The following is a 17,244-nucleotide window of genomic DNA, read 5'->3' as shown; positions in this document are numbered from 1 at the left end:
CACATGTCCATGCAGCGCCGCAGCCTGCTGGGCGCAGCAATGGCCGCCCCGCTGATGAGCGTGCCGGCCTGGGCGCAAGGGACGCCCGCCGCCATTCCGATGGAGGATTTCTTCAAGTCCGCCGCGCTGATGCAGCCGCGCCTGTCGCCCAATGGCAAGTTCATGGCCGCGCTGCGCGAGGTCAAAGGGCGCTGGAACATCGTGGTGGTGGACCTGGGCACCCGCAAGGCGACGATCATCACCAGCTTCACCGACGGCGACGTGGCCAGCGTCAGCTGGATCAACAACGAACGCCTGCTGTTCAACATCTACGACCGCGAGCGCGGCAGTGGTGACCAGGTCGCCGGAGGCATCTTTGCCATCAACAAGGATGCCAGCGAGTTCAAGCAGCTCTCTGAGCGCGCCTTCCTGTCGGAGGGCCAAAAGCTGTTGCCGGCCAGCGCCAGCTTCCTGGAGGTGGTGTATGAGGGCAATGAGCCGACCTCCGATGTGCTGGTGAGCGTGAGTTCGCGCCAGGCCATGGGCAAGGCGTCGAGCAATGTCTACCGTCTGGATACCCTGACTGGTCGCAGCAGGATCCTGACCCTGGGCGGTCCCGGAGATGTCATGAGCTGGGTGATGGACACCAAGCTGGTGGCGCGCGCCGCGCTGTCGCGCCGCGATGAGGACCTGGTCCTGTTCGTGCGCGATGGTGCTGACGCACCGTGGCGCGAGCTGCTGAGCTTCAACCGCCTGGACCAACTGGCCGCCGTGCATCCGTTGGAGTTCGATGCCGAAGGGCAGCTGTACGTGTCGGCCTACGCCGGCAACGACAACACCGGCATCTACCGCCTGGACCTGAAGACCGGCCAGCTGAGCAAGGACGCCGTGGCCGCAATCAAGGGCTACGACCTGGACGGCGGCCTGCTGTTCTCGCCCGATGGCAAGGTGCTGCGTGGCGTCGCCTACGAGGCTTCGCGTCCCGGCGTCTACTGGCTGGACGAGCAGTACGCCGCCATCCAGGCTGCCGTGGACAAGCAACTGCCCGGCAAGACCAACAACATCCAGGTGCGCGGCCCCAAGGACGCGCGGGTTGTGCTGGTCACCTCCAGTTCCGATCGCGATCCGGGCAGCTACTACCTGTTCGACGTCAAGTCCGGCAGCTTCGAGGGCATCGGCGCGCAGCGCCCCTGGATCAAGCCGGAGCAGATGCGCCCGACCACCTTCTTCCGCTACACGGCACGCGACGGCCTGAGCATCCCTGCTCAGCTGACGCTGCCGGCCGGCGAAGGCAAGCCACCGCTGATCGTGCTGCACTACGGTGGTCCCTGGGTGCGTCCCATCCACTGGGGCTTCGATGCGCGCGTGCAGTTCCTGGTGTCGCGTGGCTATGCCGTCTTCATGCCGGCACCGCGGGCGTCCACGGGCTTTGGTCACAAGCTGTTCAAGGCCGGCTGGAAGCAGTGGGGCCTGGGTATGCAGGACGACGTGGCCGATGGCGTGAAGCACCTGATCGAGCAAGGCAAGGTCGATGGCAATCGCGTCTGCATCATGGGGGCCTCCTATGGCGGCTACATGACCATGATGGGCCTGGTGAAGGAGCCCAAGCTCTACAAGTGCGGCATCAACTGGGTGGGCGTGACCGACCCCAGCTTCATGTTCACCGTGACCTGGACCGACTTCAACCGCTTCGGCGGCTCCAGTGCCGACATCGTGGCCTGGATCGGCGACCCGGTGAAGGACGCCGAGCAGTTCAAGCAGACCTCGGCCGTGCAGCGCGCCGCCGAGATCAAGCAACCGGTGCTGATGGCCTATGGCGGCCTGGACGTGCGGGTGCCGCTGATCAACGGCGAGAAGATGCGGGACGCGCTGCGCCCGCACAACCCCAATGTGGAATGGGTGGTCTATCCGGACGAGGCTCACAGCGGCTGGCGCACGGAGACCAATATGGACTTCTTCGGCCGCGTTGAGAAGTTCCTGGCCAAGAACCTCTGATCCGGTTCGATCCGCCAAGGCAAAGGGCGACCCTCGGGTCGCCCTTTTTTCATGGGCCGGGTCCCTGTAGCGGCCCGGCGGTCGGGGTCAGGCCTGGCCGGCCTTGACCTTCAGGCGCCAGGCGTGCAGCAGGGGCTCGGTATAGCCGCTGGGCTGTTCCTTGCCTTTGAAGACCAGGTCCAGCGCGGCCTGGAAGGCAGCGCCCTGCGGGTTCGCCGCCAGGGACTTGTAGGCGGGGTCGCCGGCGTTTTGCTGGTCCACGACCGCGGCCATGCGTGCAAAGGTCTCGCGCACCTGGGCCTCGCTCACCACACCGTGGTGCAGCCAGTTGGCGATGTGCTGGCTGGAGATGCGCAGCGTGGCGCGGTCTTCCATGAGGCCGACGTTGTGGATGTCCGGCACCTTGGAGCAGCCCACACCCTGGTCGACCCAGCGCACCACATAGCCGAGGATGCCCTGGACGTTGTTGTCCAGCTCCTGCTGGCGCTCGGCGGCGCTCCAGTTCGGGCTTGCGGCCACAGGGATGGTCAGCAGTCTCTCCAGGATGCCGGCGCGCTCGGCGGACTCGTCGGTCTTCTCGAGTTCCTGCTGCACGGCGGCCACGCTGACCTGGTGGTAGTGCAGGGCGTGCAGCGTGGCGGCGGTGGGGCTCGGGACCCAGGCGGTATTGGCGCCGGCCTTGGGATGGGCGATCTTCTGCTCCAGCATGGCGGCCATCAGATCCGGCATGGCCCACATGCCCTTGCCGATCTGGGCGCGTCCGCGCAGGCCGCAGGCCAGGCCCACCAGCACATTGCTGCGTTCATAGGCCTGGATCCAGGGGCTGGTCTTCATGTCGCCCTTGCGCAGCATGGGGCCGGCCAGCATGGCGGTGTGCATCTCGTCGCCGGTGCGGTCCAGGAAGCCGGTGTTGATGAAGGCCACGCGGCTGGCCGCCGCCGCGATGCAGGCCTTGAGGTTGACCGAGGTGCGGCGCTCCTCGTCCATGATGCCCAGCTTGACGGTGCTGTCCGGCAGGCCCAGCAGCTGCTCGACGCGGCCGAAGAGCTCGCTGGCAAAACCCACCTCGGCCGGGCCGTGCATCTTGGGCTTGACGATGTAGATGGAGCCGCGCCGCGAGTTGCGCAAGCCGCTGCCGGAGAGCTGCTTCAGGTCATGCAGCGCGATGGCGGTGGTGATGACTGCGTCCATGATGCCCTCGGGGATCTCCTTCTCCCCGTCCCACAGGATGGCCGGGTTGGTCATCAGGTGGCCCACATTGCGCACGAACATCAGCGAGCGGCCATGCAGCACGAGCTCGCCCCCGGCGGGGGCGGTGTAGCGGCGGTCGGCGTTGAGGCGGCGCACGAAGGTCTTGCCGCCCTTGGCGACTTCCTCGGTCAGCGTGCCGCGCTGGATGCCCAGCCAGTTGCGGTAGGCCAGCAGCTTGTCCTCGGCATCCACGGCGGCCACGGAGTCTTCCAGGTCCAGGATGGTGGACAAGGCGGCTTCCATCACCACGTCGGCGATGCCGGCGGCGTCGGTCTTGCCGATGGCGGTGCTGCGGTCGATCTGGATGTCCAGGTGCAGGCCGTGGTGGACCAGCAGCACGCTGCTGGGGGCGTTGGCCCCGCCCTGGTAGCCGGCGAACTGGGCGGCATCCTGCAGGCCCGTGGTGGCACCGCCAGCGAGGCTCACGACCAGGTGGCCGTTCTCGACGCGGTAGCCGGTGGCATCCCTGTGGGAAGCGCCGGCCAGGGGCGCAGCCTGGTCCAGCACCTGGCGGGCGAAGGCGATGACCTTGGCGCCGCGAACCGGGTTGTAGGCGCCCGCGCGCTCGGCGCCGTCGGCCTCGGGGATGGCGTCCGTGCCGTAGAGTGCGTCGTAGAGCGAGCCCCAGCGCGCGTTGGCCGCGTTCAGCGCATAGCGGGCATTGAGGATGGGCACCACCAGCTGCGGGCCGGCCTGTGTGGCCAGCTCGGCATCGACGTTGGCGGTGCTGGCCTGCACTCGCTCGGGCACGGGCACCAGGTAGCCCAGCTCCTTCAGGAAGGCCTGGTAGGCCGGCATGTCGGTGATGGGGCCGGGGTGGGCGCTGTGCCATTGGTCCATCGCGGCCTGGATGCGGTCGCGCTCGGCCAGCAGGGCGGCGTTCCTGGGCGCCAGATCGTGGACCAAGGCGTCGAAGCCGGCCCAGAAGGCGGCGCGGTCCACCCCGGTGCCGGGCAGGACCTCCTGGTCGATGAAGGCGGCCAGGCGGCTATCGACCTGCAGGCGGTGGAGGGTGGTGCGTGCGTTCATGGCAAACCTCGTGAAGACAAAGGAAGTGAGTCAGGAAAGGGTGTCGGGAAAGAGGGCCAGCACACCGCGCAGCGAGCTGGCCTCGTGATGCGGGGCAGGGCCCAGCTGCTCGCGCGGCTGGCCCTGGCGGTTGACCCACAGCGTGGTGTAGCCGTACCAGGTGGCGCCCAGGGCGTCCCAGGCATTGCTGGAGACGAAGAGGATCTCGCGCGCCGCCAGGCCCAGGGCGGCCGGGCCCAGGGCGTAGGCGGCGGGGTCGGTCTTGTAGCGGCGGGTCTCGTGCACGCTCAGCACCGGGTTCAGCCAGGGCGCAAGGCCGGCGCTCTGCACGGCGACCTGCAGCATGCCGGGGTCGCCATTGCTGAGGATGCCAGCGCGCACGCCGCGGGCCTGCAAGTGATGCAGAACCTCGCGGTTCTCGGGGAAGGCGCTGAGGTGGCGGTATTCGTTCATCAGCCGCTCCTCACTCGCCTGGCCAGGCGTGAGCTTCAGGCTGAGGCAGGCGTGGCGCAGCGCGGCGCGGGTGAGGTCCCAGAAAGGCTGGTACTGGCCGCTCATGGAGCACAGGCGGCTGTACTCGATCTGCTTGTCCCGCCAGCGTTGCGAGAGCGCCTGACCCTGGCCGGGAAAGAGCTGCTCTGCCATCAGCGCGACGCTGTGCACGTCAAAGAGCGTGCCATAGGCGTCAAAGAGCACGGCGCGGACGGTGGGCTGGGTCATGCCGCCAATTTAGGCCCAAACAAGGCCGGGATTGCTGCGTTGCACACACGAAGATTCATGATCAAAACGCAAAGATCCAGACGCTTTTGGCGTTGATTCCACTTGGAGAGATCACCTTTCATTCAGCGAAATGAGGATTGCAACCCTGCATAGGTGTAAATCCAACATTTGTCGAGGCATTGCCATCATTGAGCGTGGGTGGGCGCAGAATGCGGCGCATGGACCGGCTCAAACAGATGGAATCCTTTGTCGCCGTGGCGACCAAGGGCAGCCTCACCGCCGCCGCGCAGGCGGAAGGCGTGGCGCCCGCGGTGATGGGGCGGCGCATCGACGCGCTGGAGGAGCGTCTTGGCGTGAAGCTGCTGCTGCGCACCACCCGCCGGCTCTCGCTGACGCATGAGGGCACCGCCTTCCTGGAGGACTGCCAGCGCCTGCTGGTGGACTTCGCCAATGCCGAGGCCAGCGTCAGCGCTGGCGGCGTCAAGGCCAGCGGCCATCTGCGCATCACTGCGCCGGCCGGCTTCGGTCGCCGCCATGTGGCGCCCCTGGTGCCGGACTTCCTTGCCCAGCATCCGGACGTCTCGCTGTCCCTCAACCTCTCGGATCGCGTGGTGGACATCGTGCACGAGGGCTTCGACTGCGCCGTGCGCGTGGGCGACCTCGCTGACTCCAGCCTGGTCAGCATGCGCCTGGCGGACAACCGCCGCCTCTGCGTGGGTGCACCGGGCTATCTGAAGCGCGCCGGTGCCCCACAGCACCCGGACGAGCTGGTCCGCCATGCCTGCCTGGTGCTGAGCTCCGATGCCAGCCAGTCGCGCGGCTGGGCCTTCACCGTGGATGGACAACTGCAGTACATCCGCCCCGTGGGCCGGCTGGACTGCAGCGACGGGCAGGTGCTGCACGACTGGTGCCTGGCCGGCCTGGGCCTGGCCTGGCGCAGCACTTGGGAGGTGGAGGCGGATGTCGCCGCGGGGCGGCTGGTCTCGGTGCTGGACGAGTTCGCCGCGCCGCCCAATGGCATCTACGCCCTGATCCCGCAGCGCAAGCACCTGCCCCTGCGGGTGCGGCTGTGGATCGATTTCCTCAAACACCACTATGGCAGCGCGGAGTACTGGCAGCGCCTGGACCGCACTTCTGAGGCACACTCCGCCTGACTTTTTTGTTGGCTGACATCGCAATTCAGGGGAGTGCGTCGATGGTGCTCGAGACCGGCCTGGCCATCTTTCACTGGCTGTCCATCCTGACCCTGGTGGTCTTCATCAGCAGCGAGGCGGCGCTGTGCCGCGTCGAGTGGCTCAATGCCGCGGTGGTGAAGCGCCTGCAGCGGGTGGACCTGATCTACGGCATTGCCGCGCTGGCGGTGCTGGCCTCCGGCCTGATGCGGGCCTTTCTGGGCATGAAGGGCTCGGCCTGGTACTGGGGCCAGCCCTTGCTGCATGCCAAGCTGACGCTGTTCGTGCTCGTGGGGATCCTGTCCATCAAGCCCACGCTGACCTTCCGCCGCTGGGGCCGCCAGATGGCCGCGGACGGGCGCCTGCCCGAGGCCGCCGAGATTGCCTCGACGCGCCGCCTGGTGATGATCCAGGCGCACCTGATCCTGGTCTTCCCCGTCCTTGGGGCCATGCTGGCGCGGGGCATACTGACGCGCTGAATACACGCGGCCCCACGAGCAAAGGCCCGCATGCAGCGGGCCTTCGGCTTTCAGCGGATCGAGAGGGGGTCAGCCCTTGGCGGCGTCCGCCGCGCACTTCTTGACGAAGCTGTTCTTGGCAGCGCCTGCCAGCTTCTTCTCTGCGGCCTTGGCCTCGCAGGCGACGGCCGGGTCGGGCTTGGCCTCGGCAGCGGCGCCGCCGCCAGCGGCATCGGCATTGCATTTCTTCAGAAAACTGGTCTTGGCAGCGCCTGCCAGCTTCTTCTCGGCCGCCTTGGCGTCGCATCCGTTGGAGGCTCCGGCGTCGGCGTTGCACTTCTTCAGGAAGCTGGTCTTGGCCGCACCGGCCAGCTTCTTCTCGGCGGCCTGCTCATCGCAGCCAGCATGGGCACTGAAGTGGGCGGCGCCCAGCGCGAGGCTCAGGGCCAGTAGGGAGAGGGACTTCTTCATGGTGGAACTGCCTTCCTGCTTGTGGACTTCGGGAACAACAATGGGTACTGCCTGGAACTGCTGTCGGGAGGCGCCGGGGTCAGGTCTTGCCTGAGATGGGTGGCGCCGTGGGAACTCAATGCCTGGCGAGGTCTTCCGGTTGACCGCGCTCAGAGGATCCTTCGTGGATGGGCCATGCTCTCGTGCGCGGCATGCAGGCGCCGCACCAGGACCTGGATGAAGGCCCGGTCGAAGCGGTGCTGGCATTCGGGGCTCAGCAGGGCCAGGGACTCGGGCGTGAAGGAAATCGTCGTGCAGACCTCGGTCACGCGGATGTCCGTGCTGTGACGGCGCAGTTCCGGGTTGGGCGCCAGATAGGCCATCTCGCCCACCGAGGTGCCGGTGCCCAGGGTCGCGACCTGCTGGCCGTCCCGGAAGACCTCCACCTCACCCGCGGCGATGATGTGGAAGCTGTTGCCCTCCTGGCCCTTCTTGTAGAGTGCATGGCCCTCGGGGTAGCGGCGCCACTTGGCGCGGTGCACTACCTCCCACAGCTCCACATCCCCGAAGCCGGCGAAGAACTCCAGGCCGCGCGCGAGGTTGAAGCGCTCCGAGTCCTTGACCTCGTACAGCCGCGCCAGCGGCACCAGTTGCTTCGCCACGAGCTCGGACAGGGCGGTGGCGAAGCTGTCCCAGTCGGCGTAGCGTTCGGCCGGGTGCTTGGACAGGGCCTTCTGGATGACGGCGTCCAGCTCGGCCGTCACTCCACCCCTCAGATCGGTCAGCGGCTGGGGCACCTGGTGGTAGATCTGGTGCATCAGCGCCATCTGGTTGGGCGCGTCGAAGGGGGGGCGGCCGGCGATCAGGTGATAGAGCACGGCGCCCAGAGCGTAGATGTCGGCCTGGCAGCCGACATCGCCACCCTCGATCTGCTCCGGCGGCATGTAGGCCAGGGATCCCACGCGATGGATCTGGGTCTGGTCGGCATTGAGGTTCAGGGCGCTGCCGAAGTCGCTGACCTTGACATCGGTCACCTGCCCCTGGGTGTCCAGCACGGCCAGCAGATTGGCCGGCTTGACGTCGCGGTGGATGACGCCCTGGCGGAATACATAGCCCAGGGCCATGGCGCACTTGAAGCCCAGCTCCACGATCTGGTCCAGGGGCAGCAGGCGGTCGCTGCGGCAGAAGCTCTTGAGGGTGACGCCGGGCACGTACTCCATCACCAGGAAGGGGGCGTCGGCGTCGGGCACGGCGTCCAGGATCTGGACCACGTTCGGGTGCTGCAGCCGGCCGGCCAGCGCGGCCTCGGCGGCGAAGAAGCGCCAGCTGATCTGCCCTTCCGCCGATTCGCGTTGCTGGCTGGCCCAGGCGCGCTGGCGCTTGATGGCCACCTCCAGGCCGCGGAACTCGTCCAGGGCCAGGAAGACGTCGCTGGTGGCGCCTTCGCCCAGCTGGCGCAGCACCTTGTACTTGCCGATGTAGGCGGGGAGGTCCCGGGAGGAGATCGGGCCCAGGGCATCGGAGCCCGCGGACGGCACGGAACTGGCGAGTGTGCGGGAGTCAATGCTCATGACGGCTCGTATCCTGCCCCAGGCCCCCAGGCGAGGCAAGACCGTGAACAGGCAGTAACAGGCCCAGGCAACAGCTGTTCCGCGATGGCACAAGCACCCGGGCCCGGGTGCGGGGCGGGGGGTTTCGTAGAATCGCGCCCATGATCCAAGCCAAGCAGGAACTGCTCGCCGCCCTGGGCGAGGCCATCCACACTCTCAGCCCCGAGGCCACCCTGGCCCCGGCCTTCGAATCGCCCAAGCAGGCCAGCCATGGCGACCTGGCCTGTACGGCCGCCATGCAGCTGGCGCGACCGCTGAAGGCCAACCCGCGCGCGCTGGCCGAGCAGCTGATCCAGAAGCTGCAGGCCAGTCCGGCCTTCGAGCGCTGGGTCTCGGCGATGGAGATCGCCGGCCCGGGCTTCATCAACATCCGCCTCAAGGATGCAGCCAAGCAGGCGGTCATTGCCGAGGTGCTGGGCGCCGGCAGCCATTTCGGCGACCGTCCGGCAACCGGCAAGCACGTGATGATCGAGTTCGTCTCGGCCAACCCGACCGGCCCGCTGCACGTGGGCCATGCCCGCCAGGCCGCGCTGGGTGATGCGATCTGCTCGCTGCTCAAGACCCAGGGCCACGATGTGACCCGGGAGTTCTACTACAACGACGCGGGCGTGCAGATCGCCACGCTGGCCCACTCCACGCAGTTGCGGCTCAAGGGCTTCAAGCCAGGCGACGCCTGCTGGCCCACCGATCCCGACCATCCCGACACCAAGAAGTTCTACAACGGCGACTACATCCAGGACATCGCCGACGCCTTCCGGCGCAAGGAAACGGTCAAGGCCGATGACCGTGAGTTCACAGCCTCGGGCGATGTAGAGGACCTCGACGGCATTCGCCAGTTCGCCGTGGCCTATCTGCGCCACGAGCAGGACCTGGACCTGCAGGCCTTCGGCCTCAGGTTCGACAACTACTTCCTTGAATCCAGCGTCTATGCCAACGGCCAGCTCGAAGCCGCGGTGCAGCGCATGATCGACAGCGGCAAGACCTACGAGAAGGACGGCGCACTGTGGTTCCGCTCGACGGACTATGGCGACGACCAGGACCGGGTGATGCGCAAGCGCGAGGGCGGCTTCACCTATTTCGTGCCGGACGTGGCCTACCACGTCAACAAGTTCGGGCGCGGCTACACCCAGTGCATCAACATCCAGGGCACCGACCACCACGGCACCATCGCCCGCGTGCGCGGCGGTCTGCAGGCGCAGAGCCTGGGCATTCCGCAGGGCTTCCCGGACTACATCCTGCACAAGATGGTCACGGTCATGAGGAACGGCGAGGAGGTCAAGATCTCCAAGCGCGCCGGCTCCTATGTGACCCTGCGCGACCTGATCGACTGGACCAGCCGCGACGCCGTGCGCTTCTTCCTGATCAGTCGCAAGGCCGACACCGAGTTCACCTTCGACGTGGATCTGGCCCTGAAGCAGAACGACGAGAACCCGGTGTTCTACGTGCAATACGCCCATGCGCGCATCTGCTCGGTGATCCGCAAGTGGGCCGAGCAGGGCGGCGATGAGGCCGGCCTGGCCGGCGCCGACCTCAGCCTTCTGACGGCGCCCACCGAAGCCGCGCTGATGCTCAAGCTGGCGGACTACCCGCGCATGCTCAGCAGCGCCGCGCAAGACCTGGCCCCGCACGACGTGGCCTTCTACCTGCGCGATCTCTCCGGCGCTTATCACAGCTACTACGCCGCCGAGCGCGTGCTGGACCAGGCCCCCGAGCTGACCCGTGCCCGCGTGGCCCTGCTGGCAGCCACCCGCCAGGTGATCCGCAATGCCCTGGCGGTGCTGGGCGTCAGCGCGCCGGAAGTCATGGCGCGCGAGGTCGTGGCCTGAGCGCTGTCCGAACCTGTCGGCGAGCCTAGAATCCGCCGCGTTGAAGAGTCGGCCCCAGGCGGGGCCGCGAGCATGGAGATGGCATGAGCAAGGCTGAAGCTGGCAAGCAGCGCGGTGGATTTGTCCTGGGGCTGATCGTGGGCCTGCTGTTGGGCCTGGCGATTGCGCTGGGTGTGGCGCTCTACATCACCAAGGTACCCATCCCCTTCGTGAACAAGGTACCGCAGCGCACGGCCGAGCAGGACGCCGAGGAAGCGGCGCGCAACCGGAACTGGGACCCCAATGCCCCGCTGGCCGGCAAGGCCGCGCGCAGCGCCAGCGGTGTGCTGAGCCCGGCGCAGCCCGCTTCGGCCCCCGCGCCGCAGGAAGTGGCCCGGCCCGTGGACAAGCCGGCCGACAAGCCCGCGGAAAAGCCGGCCGACAAAGTGAGCGACAAGGCGGCCGACAAGTCCACCGACAAGGTCATGGAAAAGGTCGCCGAAAAGACGGCCGAGAAGGCCGCCGCGGATGCCGCCAGCCTGTACTTCGTGCAGGCCGGCGCCTTCCTGAAGCCCGAGGATGCCGAGGCGCAGCGCGCCAAGCTGGCCATGGCCGGCTTCTCGTCCAAGGTCTACGAGAAGGAGCAGTCGGGCCGCACGGTCTACCGCGTCCGCATCGGTCCCATTGAGAACCGTGACGAAGCCGAGGCCCAGCGCAGCAAGGTCGAGGCCGCCGGCATAGAGGCCAATCTGGCCCGTGTCGCACGCTGAGCCAATGGTCCAGCGTCCTGCCCCATCCACGCGATCCGCGCCCCATCGATCCAGGAGAATGCCGTGAGCATCAACCGCCGTGAATTCGCCGCCGCCAGCCTGGTGGCCCTGAACCTGCCCCTGACCGTCCAGGCCCAGGGCGGCCCCGTCGAGGGCCGGCATTACCAGAAGCTGCAGCAGCCCCTGCCCACCACCGCTGGCAAGATCGAGGTGGTGGAGTTCTTCTGGTACGGCTGCCCGCACTGCTATATCTTCGAGCCCGCCCTGGGGGCCTGGACGGCCCAGCTGCCGGCCGACGTGAGCTTCCGCAAATCCCATGTGCTGTTCCGCCCGAACATGCGGGTGCACCAGCGCACCTTCTTCGCTCTCGAGGTGATGGGCAAGGAGACGGAAGTGCGCGGCAAGATCTTCGACGCCATCCACCGCCAGGGCCAGCGCCTGGACGAACTCGAGGCCATGACCGCCTTCCTGTCCAAGCAGGGCATCGACGCGGCCAAGTTCAAGGACACCTATGCCTCCTTCGGCGTGAACAACAAGTGCAGCCAGGCCGACAAGCTGGCCGAAGGCTTCCGCATCGAGGGCGTGCCCACAGTGGGCGTGGCCGGACGCTTCCTGACCTCGCCGGCCATGGCCAGCTCGGGCATGCGCATCGACGAAGAGCAGAGCGGCCTGCGTGCCCTGGCCGTCCTGGACTTTCTGATCAAGCGCGCCCGCCAGGGCGCCTGAACCCCTGCCGCCTGGCACGCCAAGCCCCCGGCCATGGGGGCTGGCAGGGGCCGCCTCGTGGCAGAATGGTCTGCAAGAACCGTGCCTTGCACTGTGCGCCCTCGGGCGCCCGGGCTGCCGGGGCGCGCCATCCCTGAACTTTCGTCCGAGCGCTGTATGACTGCCACCGGCTTGCGAGCCTCCGCCCTGCTGTGCCTGTCCCTGTCGATGGGCCTGATCGGCATGAACCCGGCCCATGCGGCCCGGGACGATGCCAACAAGCCCCTGAGCGTCAGTGCCGACAAGGGCGGGCGCCTGGATGTGGTCCGCCAGCGTACCGAGCTCAACGGCAATGTCGTGCTGAGCCGCGGCAGCATGCAGCTCAAGGCCGAGCGCATGGACATCCAGGAAGGCGCCGACGGCTTCTACCTGGCCTATGCCCAGGGCGAGACGGGCAAGCCGGTCAGCTTCCGCCAGGACCGCGACGTGCCCGGCGAGTCCATCCAGGGCTATGCCGACCAGCTCGAGTACGACGGCCGCGCCGATACCGTCCGTTTCATCGGCAATGCAGTGGTGCGCCGCATGCGCGGCAGCCTGGTGGTGGATGAGGTCAGCGGGGCCGTCATCGTCTATGACAACCGCACCGAGGTCTTCGGCGTGGAAGGCGGCCAGGGCGCCCTGCAGCCCAATGGTCGCGTGCGCCTGGTGATGAGCCCGCGCGGCAGTGCCTCGGCACCCGCACCCACGGCCTCGACGCCTGCCTTGCAATTGCAGCCCAGCCCCGGCCTGCAGCCTCTGCGCAAGATGCCATGACCCAGCGCTCCGCCCTCGAAGCCGGGCCGCCCAGCCGCCTGGAGGCCGAAGGCCTGCAGAAGAGCTACGGCGTGCGCAAGGTGGTCAAGGACGTGCACCTGGCCGTCCACAGTGGTGAGGTCGTGGGCCTGCTGGGCCCCAACGGCGCCGGCAAGACCACCAGCTTCTACATGATCGTGGGCCTGGTGCGGGCGGATGCCGGCGAGATCCGCATCGATGGCCAGCCGGTCCAGCGCCTGCCCATCCACCAGCGCTCGCGCCTGGGCCTGAGCTACTTGCCGCAGGAGGCCTCGATCTTCCGAAAGCTCAGCGTCGAGGAGAACATCCGCGCCGTGCTGGAGCTGCAGCAGGACGACATGGGCAAGCCCTGGCCCGAGTCCCGGGTGCGCGAGATGCTGGAAAGCCTGCTGGCCGATCTCAGCATCGAGAAGCTGCGCGATAGCCCGGCGCCGGCCCTCTCCGGCGGCGAGCGCCGCCGGGTGGAGATCGCCCGTGCCCTGGCCACGCAGCCGCGCTTCATCCTGCTGGACGAGCCCTTCGCGGGCGTGGACCCGATTGCGGTGTTGGAGATCCAGCGCATCATTGGCTTCCTCAAGGCGCGCGGCATCGGGGTGCTGATCACCGACCACAACGTGCGCGAGACCCTGGGCATCTGCGACCGGGCCTACATCATCAGCGAGGGCCGCGTGCTGGCCGAGGGGCAGCCGGACGAGATCGTCCAGAACCCCGAGGTCCGCAAGGTCTATCTGGGCGAACACTTCCGCATGTAAGGGCGGCCGTCGATGAAGCCCTCCCTGCAGGTCCGCCTTTCCCAGCACCTCTCGCTGACGCCCCAACTGCAGCAGAGCATCCGGCTGCTGCAGCTCTCGACCCTGGAGCTGAACCAGGAAGTCGAGCAGATGCTGGCCCAGAACCCGCTGCTGGAGACTGAGGAAGAGTTCGAGACCCGCCAGGAGCCGGCGCGCGCCGAGCTGCAGGCTCCGGCCGGTAACGGCGCCGATGAGGGCACGGGCTCGGCGGGCGAGGATGGCACGGAGGCCCTGGGCGAGATGCGGGCCGAGGACTTCGGCACCACCGAGCGCGAGGACTGGGAGAACGGCACCGAGGGCGACGACTTCGATGGCATCCGCGAGCTGCCCAGCGGCAATGCCGCACCCGGCGACGACGGCGACGAGCGCAGCGACACCGACGCCGGCAGCATCAGCCTGCAGGAGCATCTGCAGTCGCAGATGGCCGGCATGAGCCTCTGCGACGAAGACCGTGCGGCCTTGCTGGTACTGATCGAGTCCCTCAACGACGACGGCTATCTCGAGGATTCGCTGGAGGAGATCGCCTCCAGCCTGAATCCCGAGGGCGATGCACAAGTGCAGGAGGAGCTGCTGGACCGCCTGCGCTGCGCGCTCAAGTGGCTGCAGAGCCTGGAGCCCGCCGGCGTGGGCGCGCGCGACCTCTCCGAGTGCCTGGTGCTGCAGCTGCGCGCCCAGCCGCGCAGCCAGGTGCAGGCAGTGGCCATCCTGATCTGCAAGCAGCACCTGGAGCTGCTGGCCCGGCGCGACCTGCGCCGCCTTGGCTCGCTGACCGGGGCTGACGAACCTTTGCTGCGAGAGGCCCAGGCCCTGATCGCGCGCCTGGAGCCCAAGCCCGGCCGCCCCTTTGTTCGCAATGTGGCGCAGGCGGTGATCCCTGATGTCATCGTGCAGAAGTCGGGCCGCGGCTTCCGGGTCATGATCAATCCCGAGGTGGCGCCCAAGCTGCGCATCAACGAGCTCTATGCCCAGGCCCTGCGCCAGACACGCGGCGGCGTGACCAACTCGCCGCTGGGCGGGCAGCTGCAGGAGGCGCGCTGGTTCATCAAGAACATCCAGCAGCGCTTCGACACCATCCTGCGGGTCTCCGAGGCCATCGTCGAGCGCCAGAAGGGCTTCTTCACCCACGGCGAGCTGGCGATGAAGCCCCTGGTGCTGCGCGAGATCGCCGACGAACTCAGCCTGCACGAGTCCACCATCTCCCGCGTGACCACGGCCAAGTACATGGCCACGCCCTGGGGCACCTTCGAGCTCAAGTACTTCTTCGGCTCGGGCCTGGCGACGGAGACCGGCGGCAATGCCTCCAGCACTGCGGTGCGAGCCCTGATCAAGCAGTTCGTCGCGGCCGAGGACACCAAGAAGCCGCTGTCCGACAGTGCTCTGGCCAGCATGCTGGAGGAGCAGGGCATTCAGGTGGCCCGGCGCACGGTGGCCAAGTACCGCGAGGCCCTGAAGATCGCGCCGGCCAATATGCGCAAGACCTGACCCTTCGGGCCTGGCAAGCAAGACCTGACCCCAGCCTAGGCACGTAGACCCAGACCATGGACCAGCTCAAGGCAATGCGTGTGTTCGCCCGGGTGATCGATGAGGGCAGCTTCGCCGGCGCGGCCCGCGCGCTGGACCTGGCGCCTGCCGTTGTGACCCGCCTGGTGGCCGACCTGGAGGAGCACCTGGGCGCGCGGCTGCTCAACCGCACCACCCGCCGCTTGGCCCTGACCGAGGTGGGAGAGGCCTACCTGGAGCGCTGCCGTCGCGTGCTGATGGAGCTGGAGGATGCCCAGGCCCTGGTGCAGTCCGCAACGCACGAGGCCCGCGGCCATGTGCGGGTGCTGGTGCCGCCGGCCATCGCCGTGCACCAGCTGGCCAAGCACCTGGCCCGCTTTCACCAGCAGTACCCGCACGTGACCCTGGAGCTGCATTCGCCGGGCCCGGTGACGCAGATCGACGAGGCCTTCGACATCAGCATCCTCAGCACCAAGGAGCCCTTGCAGGGTGACTTCGTGGCGCGGCGCCTGGCACGCACCGAGGTCATTCTCTGTGCTGCGCCGGAGTACCTGCAGCGCCGCGGCCGGCCCCAGCATCCCCAGGAGCTGCCGCAGCATGACGTGCTGGTGCCGCCCCTGGCCATCCAGCAGCGAGGCATCGTCTTCGTGCGTGGCCGGCGCGAGGCACCCGATGAGCGCATCGAGGGCGAGTGCCGCCGTGGCGTGCTGACCACCGGCCACAACGACACCAACTACGCCGCCGCCCTGCACGGCCTGGGCATCGCGGCCCTGCCGTCCTTCATGATCGAGGACGCGCTGATGGAGCATGCGCTGGAGCGGGTCATGCCGCAGTGGCAGCTGCAGAGCTACGACATCTGGGCCGCCATGCCTTCGCGCAAGTTCCTGCCGGCGCGGACCCGCGTCGTCCTGGACTTCCTGGTCAGCGTCTTCGGCGGCCAGGATCACGACCCCTGGCTGGAGGCCGCGGGCTGCGCAAGCCCCTGAGCCGGGCCCGGGCGGCGTCAGCGCAGGCTGAAGCCGTCCTGCACCAGGCTGCCGCGCAGGTCTTGCAGCAGTTGGGTCAGCGGGGACAGCTCCACATAGCGCGTGCTCACCTTGATGGCGTAGGCGAAGAGGCGGGGCAGGTCCTCGGCATAGCGGGGCTTGCCGTCACGGTGCTTGAGGCGGCAGAAAATGCCCAGGATCTTCAGGTGGCGCTGCAGACCGCACCATTCGATGCGGCGCCAGACCTCGCCGAAGTCGTCGCCGAAGTCGCAGGAGGACAGCAGGCCGGCCCGACGGGCCTGCTCCCAGTAGCGGATGGCCCAGTCCAGTTCGCGCTCCTCGTCCCAGGAGATGAAGGCGTCGCGCAGCAGGGAGGCGATGTCGTAGCAGATCGGGCCGCGCACCATATCCTGGAAGTCCAGGATGCCGGGCAGGGGCTCGCAGACCATCAGGTTGCGCACCATGTAGTCGCGGTGCATGGCGACCATGGGCTGATCGAGCATGCTGTGCACCAGGACCTTGCAGCTCATCTCCCACCAGTTCTGCTGCTGCGCGGACCACTGGCGGCCGTGTTCCTTGAGCACGCACCAATCGACGAAGATCTGCAGCTCGCGGCGCACGAAGGCCTCGTCATAAGCGGGCAGGCTGTTGGCGTCGGCCCGCGACTGCCATTGCACCAGGGCGCCGATGGCGGCACGCATCAGGCGGTCGGCCTCCTTGGGTTCGGCTTGCAGCAGGGCCTGCAGATAGGGCGTGTCGCCCAGGTCCTCCAGCAGCATGAAGCCCAGCTCCGTGGAGCTGGCCAGCACCTGGGGTGCGTGCAGGCCGGCCTGCTTGAGCTGCGCGCCGACCTGCAGGAAGGGACGCAGGTCATTGCTGGCGGGCGGGGCGTCCATCAGCACGAGCGGGCCCCGCGCCGAGTCCAGGCGCAGGTAGCGGCGGGTGCTGGCATCCTCGCTGGCTGGGCGCAGGGTGTCGGCGCGCAGGCCGAGTGCGGGCTCCAGGCCTTGCAGCCAGTGGTGCAGGACCTCGGCACGGGCGGGATCGGGCCAGGAAACAGTGGACATGGGCGATTGCTGATCAGGGCGGCGCAGACAGGGCCGCAGTCGGAGGGGGATGCGAACCAGTTCCTGTCCCTTCCCTGCCTGATGGCAGGGGGACGCGGTGGCCGGCTCATGGATAATGAATTCTA

The 17,244-nt window shown here is 67.9% G+C and carries 15 protein-coding genes; 10 read left to right on the top strand and 5 right to left on the bottom strand.

The genetic code is table 11. The features are described from left to right. Positions 1-3 precede the first annotated feature (3 nt). Complete coding sequence (locus H5407_RS06020) at positions 4-1,974, top strand: prolyl oligopeptidase family serine peptidase (protein WP_183103530.1); 1,971 nt, start codon at positions 4-6, stop codon at positions 1,972-1,974. 87 nt (positions 1,975-2,061) lie between these two features. Here the strand turns inward: H5407_RS06020 and H5407_RS06015 are convergent, their stop codons facing one another. Both H5407_RS06015 and H5407_RS06010 read right to left on the bottom strand, forming a co-directional pair. After that, positions 2,062-4,254 (bottom strand): malate synthase G, encoded by a 2,193-nt coding sequence (locus tag H5407_RS06015; protein WP_183103529.1) that lies wholly within the window; start codon positions 4,252-4,254, stop codon positions 2,062-2,064. A 30-nt stretch (positions 4,255-4,284) separates the two neighbouring features. After that, positions 4,285-4,974 carry a haloacid dehalogenase type II gene (locus tag H5407_RS06010; protein ID WP_183103528.1) on the bottom strand — a complete coding sequence of 230 codons (690 nt, stop codon included), beginning with the start codon at positions 4,972-4,974 and terminating at the stop codon, positions 4,285-4,287. 218 nt (positions 4,975-5,192) lie between these two features. On the opposite strand from H5407_RS06010, the gene H5407_RS06005 reads away from it, so the two are divergent. Together H5407_RS06005 and H5407_RS06000 are read left to right on the top strand one after the other, a co-directional pair. Then, positions 5,193-6,128: a LysR family transcriptional regulator gene (locus H5407_RS06005; RefSeq protein WP_183103527.1), complete on the top strand. Its 936-nt coding sequence runs from the start codon at positions 5,193-5,195 to the stop codon at positions 6,126-6,128. A 41-nt stretch (positions 6,129-6,169) separates the two neighbouring features. Then, complete coding sequence (locus H5407_RS06000; RefSeq protein WP_183103526.1) at positions 6,170-6,625, top strand: DUF2214 family protein; 456 nt, start codon at positions 6,170-6,172, stop codon at positions 6,623-6,625. Positions 6,626-6,694: 69 nt separating this feature from the next. Here the strand turns inward: H5407_RS06000 and H5407_RS05995 are convergent, their stop codons facing one another. Next, the gene (locus H5407_RS05995; protein ID WP_183103525.1) at positions 6,695-7,075 is read right to left on the bottom strand and encodes a hypothetical protein; all 381 of its coding nucleotides are present in this window, start codon (positions 7,073-7,075) and stop codon (positions 6,695-6,697) included. A 149-nt stretch (positions 7,076-7,224) separates the two neighbouring features. After that, positions 7,225-8,625 (bottom strand): serine/threonine-protein kinase, encoded by a 1,401-nt coding sequence (locus H5407_RS05990; protein ID WP_183103524.1) that lies wholly within the window; start codon positions 8,623-8,625, stop codon positions 7,225-7,227. Positions 8,626-8,765: 140 nt separating this feature from the next. Between H5407_RS05990 and argS the strand changes: the two genes are divergently transcribed. From argS to H5407_RS05955, 7 genes are all read left to right on the top strand, one after another. After that, positions 8,766-10,490 carry an arginine--tRNA ligase gene (argS, locus tag H5407_RS05985; protein ID WP_183103523.1) on the top strand — a complete coding sequence of 575 codons (1,725 nt, stop codon included), beginning with the start codon at positions 8,766-8,768 and terminating at the stop codon, positions 10,488-10,490. A gap of 83 nt (positions 10,491-10,573) precedes the next feature. Continuing rightward, the gene (locus tag H5407_RS05980; RefSeq protein WP_183103522.1) at positions 10,574-11,239 is read left to right on the top strand and encodes an SPOR domain-containing protein; all 666 of its coding nucleotides are present in this window, start codon (positions 10,574-10,576) and stop codon (positions 11,237-11,239) included. Positions 11,240-11,302: 63 nt separating this feature from the next. After that, positions 11,303-11,965: a thiol:disulfide interchange protein DsbA/DsbL gene (locus H5407_RS05975; protein ID WP_183103521.1), complete on the top strand. Its 663-nt coding sequence runs from the start codon at positions 11,303-11,305 to the stop codon at positions 11,963-11,965. Positions 11,966-12,121: 156 nt separating this feature from the next. Beyond that, the gene (gene lptA / locus H5407_RS05970) at positions 12,122-12,757 is read left to right on the top strand and encodes a lipopolysaccharide transport periplasmic protein LptA (protein WP_183103520.1); all 636 of its coding nucleotides are present in this window, start codon (positions 12,122-12,124) and stop codon (positions 12,755-12,757) included. Further along, positions 12,754-13,527, top strand: coding sequence for an LPS export ABC transporter ATP-binding protein (gene lptB, locus H5407_RS05965; RefSeq protein ID WP_183103519.1), 774 nt, complete (start codon positions 12,754-12,756; stop codon positions 13,525-13,527). The genes lptA and lptB overlap by 4 nt, the downstream gene beginning before the upstream one ends. A 12-nt stretch (positions 13,528-13,539) precedes the next feature. After that, positions 13,540-15,048 (top strand): RNA polymerase factor sigma-54, encoded by a 1,509-nt coding sequence (locus tag H5407_RS05960; RefSeq protein WP_183103518.1) that lies wholly within the window; start codon positions 13,540-13,542, stop codon positions 15,046-15,048. Between the two features lie 56 nt (positions 15,049-15,104). Then, a complete protein-coding gene (locus tag H5407_RS05955) occupies positions 15,105-16,052 on the top strand; it encodes a LysR family transcriptional regulator (RefSeq protein WP_183103517.1) in 948 nt (315 codons plus the stop codon). 17 nt (positions 16,053-16,069) lie between these two features. On the opposite strand, the gene H5407_RS05950 is transcribed toward H5407_RS05955, so the two are convergent. Then, a complete protein-coding gene (locus tag H5407_RS05950; protein WP_183103516.1) occupies positions 16,070-17,119 on the bottom strand; it encodes an aminoglycoside phosphotransferase family protein in 1,050 nt (349 codons plus the stop codon). Between the last annotated feature and the right edge of the window lie 125 nt (positions 17,120-17,244).

It is taken from the genome of Mitsuaria sp. WAJ17, from assembly GCF_014174515.1.
GTDB lineage: Bacteria > Pseudomonadota > Gammaproteobacteria > Burkholderiales > Burkholderiaceae_C > Roseateles_B.
This window is presented reverse-complemented; position numbering and strand designations above follow the sequence as displayed.

Bases quoted from the DNA above. Each gene is read 5' to 3' on its own strand.
- H5407_RS06020 (WP_183103530.1), top strand. From the start codon at position 4: ATGTCCATGCAGCGCCGCAGCCTGCTGGGCGCAGCAATGGCCGCCCCG.
- H5407_RS06015 (WP_183103529.1), bottom strand. From the start codon at position 4,254: ATGAACGCACGCACCACCCTCCACCGCCTGCAGGTCGATAGCCGCCTG.
- H5407_RS06010 (WP_183103528.1), bottom strand. From the start codon at position 4,974: ATGACCCAGCCCACCGTCCGCGCCGTGCTCTTTGACGCCTATGGCACG.
- H5407_RS06005 (WP_183103527.1), top strand. From the start codon at position 5,193: ATGGACCGGCTCAAACAGATGGAATCCTTTGTCGCCGTGGCGACCAAG.
- H5407_RS06000 (WP_183103526.1), top strand. From the start codon at position 6,170: ATGGTGCTCGAGACCGGCCTGGCCATCTTTCACTGGCTGTCCATCCTG.
- H5407_RS05995 (WP_183103525.1), bottom strand. From the start codon at position 7,075: ATGAAGAAGTCCCTCTCCCTACTGGCCCTGAGCCTCGCGCTGGGCGCC.
- H5407_RS05990 (WP_183103524.1), bottom strand. From the start codon at position 8,625: ATGAGCATTGACTCCCGCACACTCGCCAGTTCCGTGCCGTCCGCGGGC.
- argS (WP_183103523.1), top strand. From the start codon at position 8,766: ATGATCCAAGCCAAGCAGGAACTGCTCGCCGCCCTGGGCGAGGCCATC.
- H5407_RS05980 (WP_183103522.1), top strand. From the start codon at position 10,574: ATGAGCAAGGCTGAAGCTGGCAAGCAGCGCGGTGGATTTGTCCTGGGG.
- lptA (WP_183103520.1), top strand. From the start codon at position 12,122: ATGACTGCCACCGGCTTGCGAGCCTCCGCCCTGCTGTGCCTGTCCCTG.
- lptB (WP_183103519.1), top strand. From the start codon at position 12,754: ATGACCCAGCGCTCCGCCCTCGAAGCCGGGCCGCCCAGCCGCCTGGAG.
- H5407_RS05960 (WP_183103518.1), top strand. From the start codon at position 13,540: ATGAAGCCCTCCCTGCAGGTCCGCCTTTCCCAGCACCTCTCGCTGACG.
- H5407_RS05955 (WP_183103517.1), top strand. From the start codon at position 15,105: ATGGACCAGCTCAAGGCAATGCGTGTGTTCGCCCGGGTGATCGATGAG.
- H5407_RS05950 (WP_183103516.1), bottom strand. From the start codon at position 17,119: ATGTCCACTGTTTCCTGGCCCGATCCCGCCCGTGCCGAGGTCCTGCAC.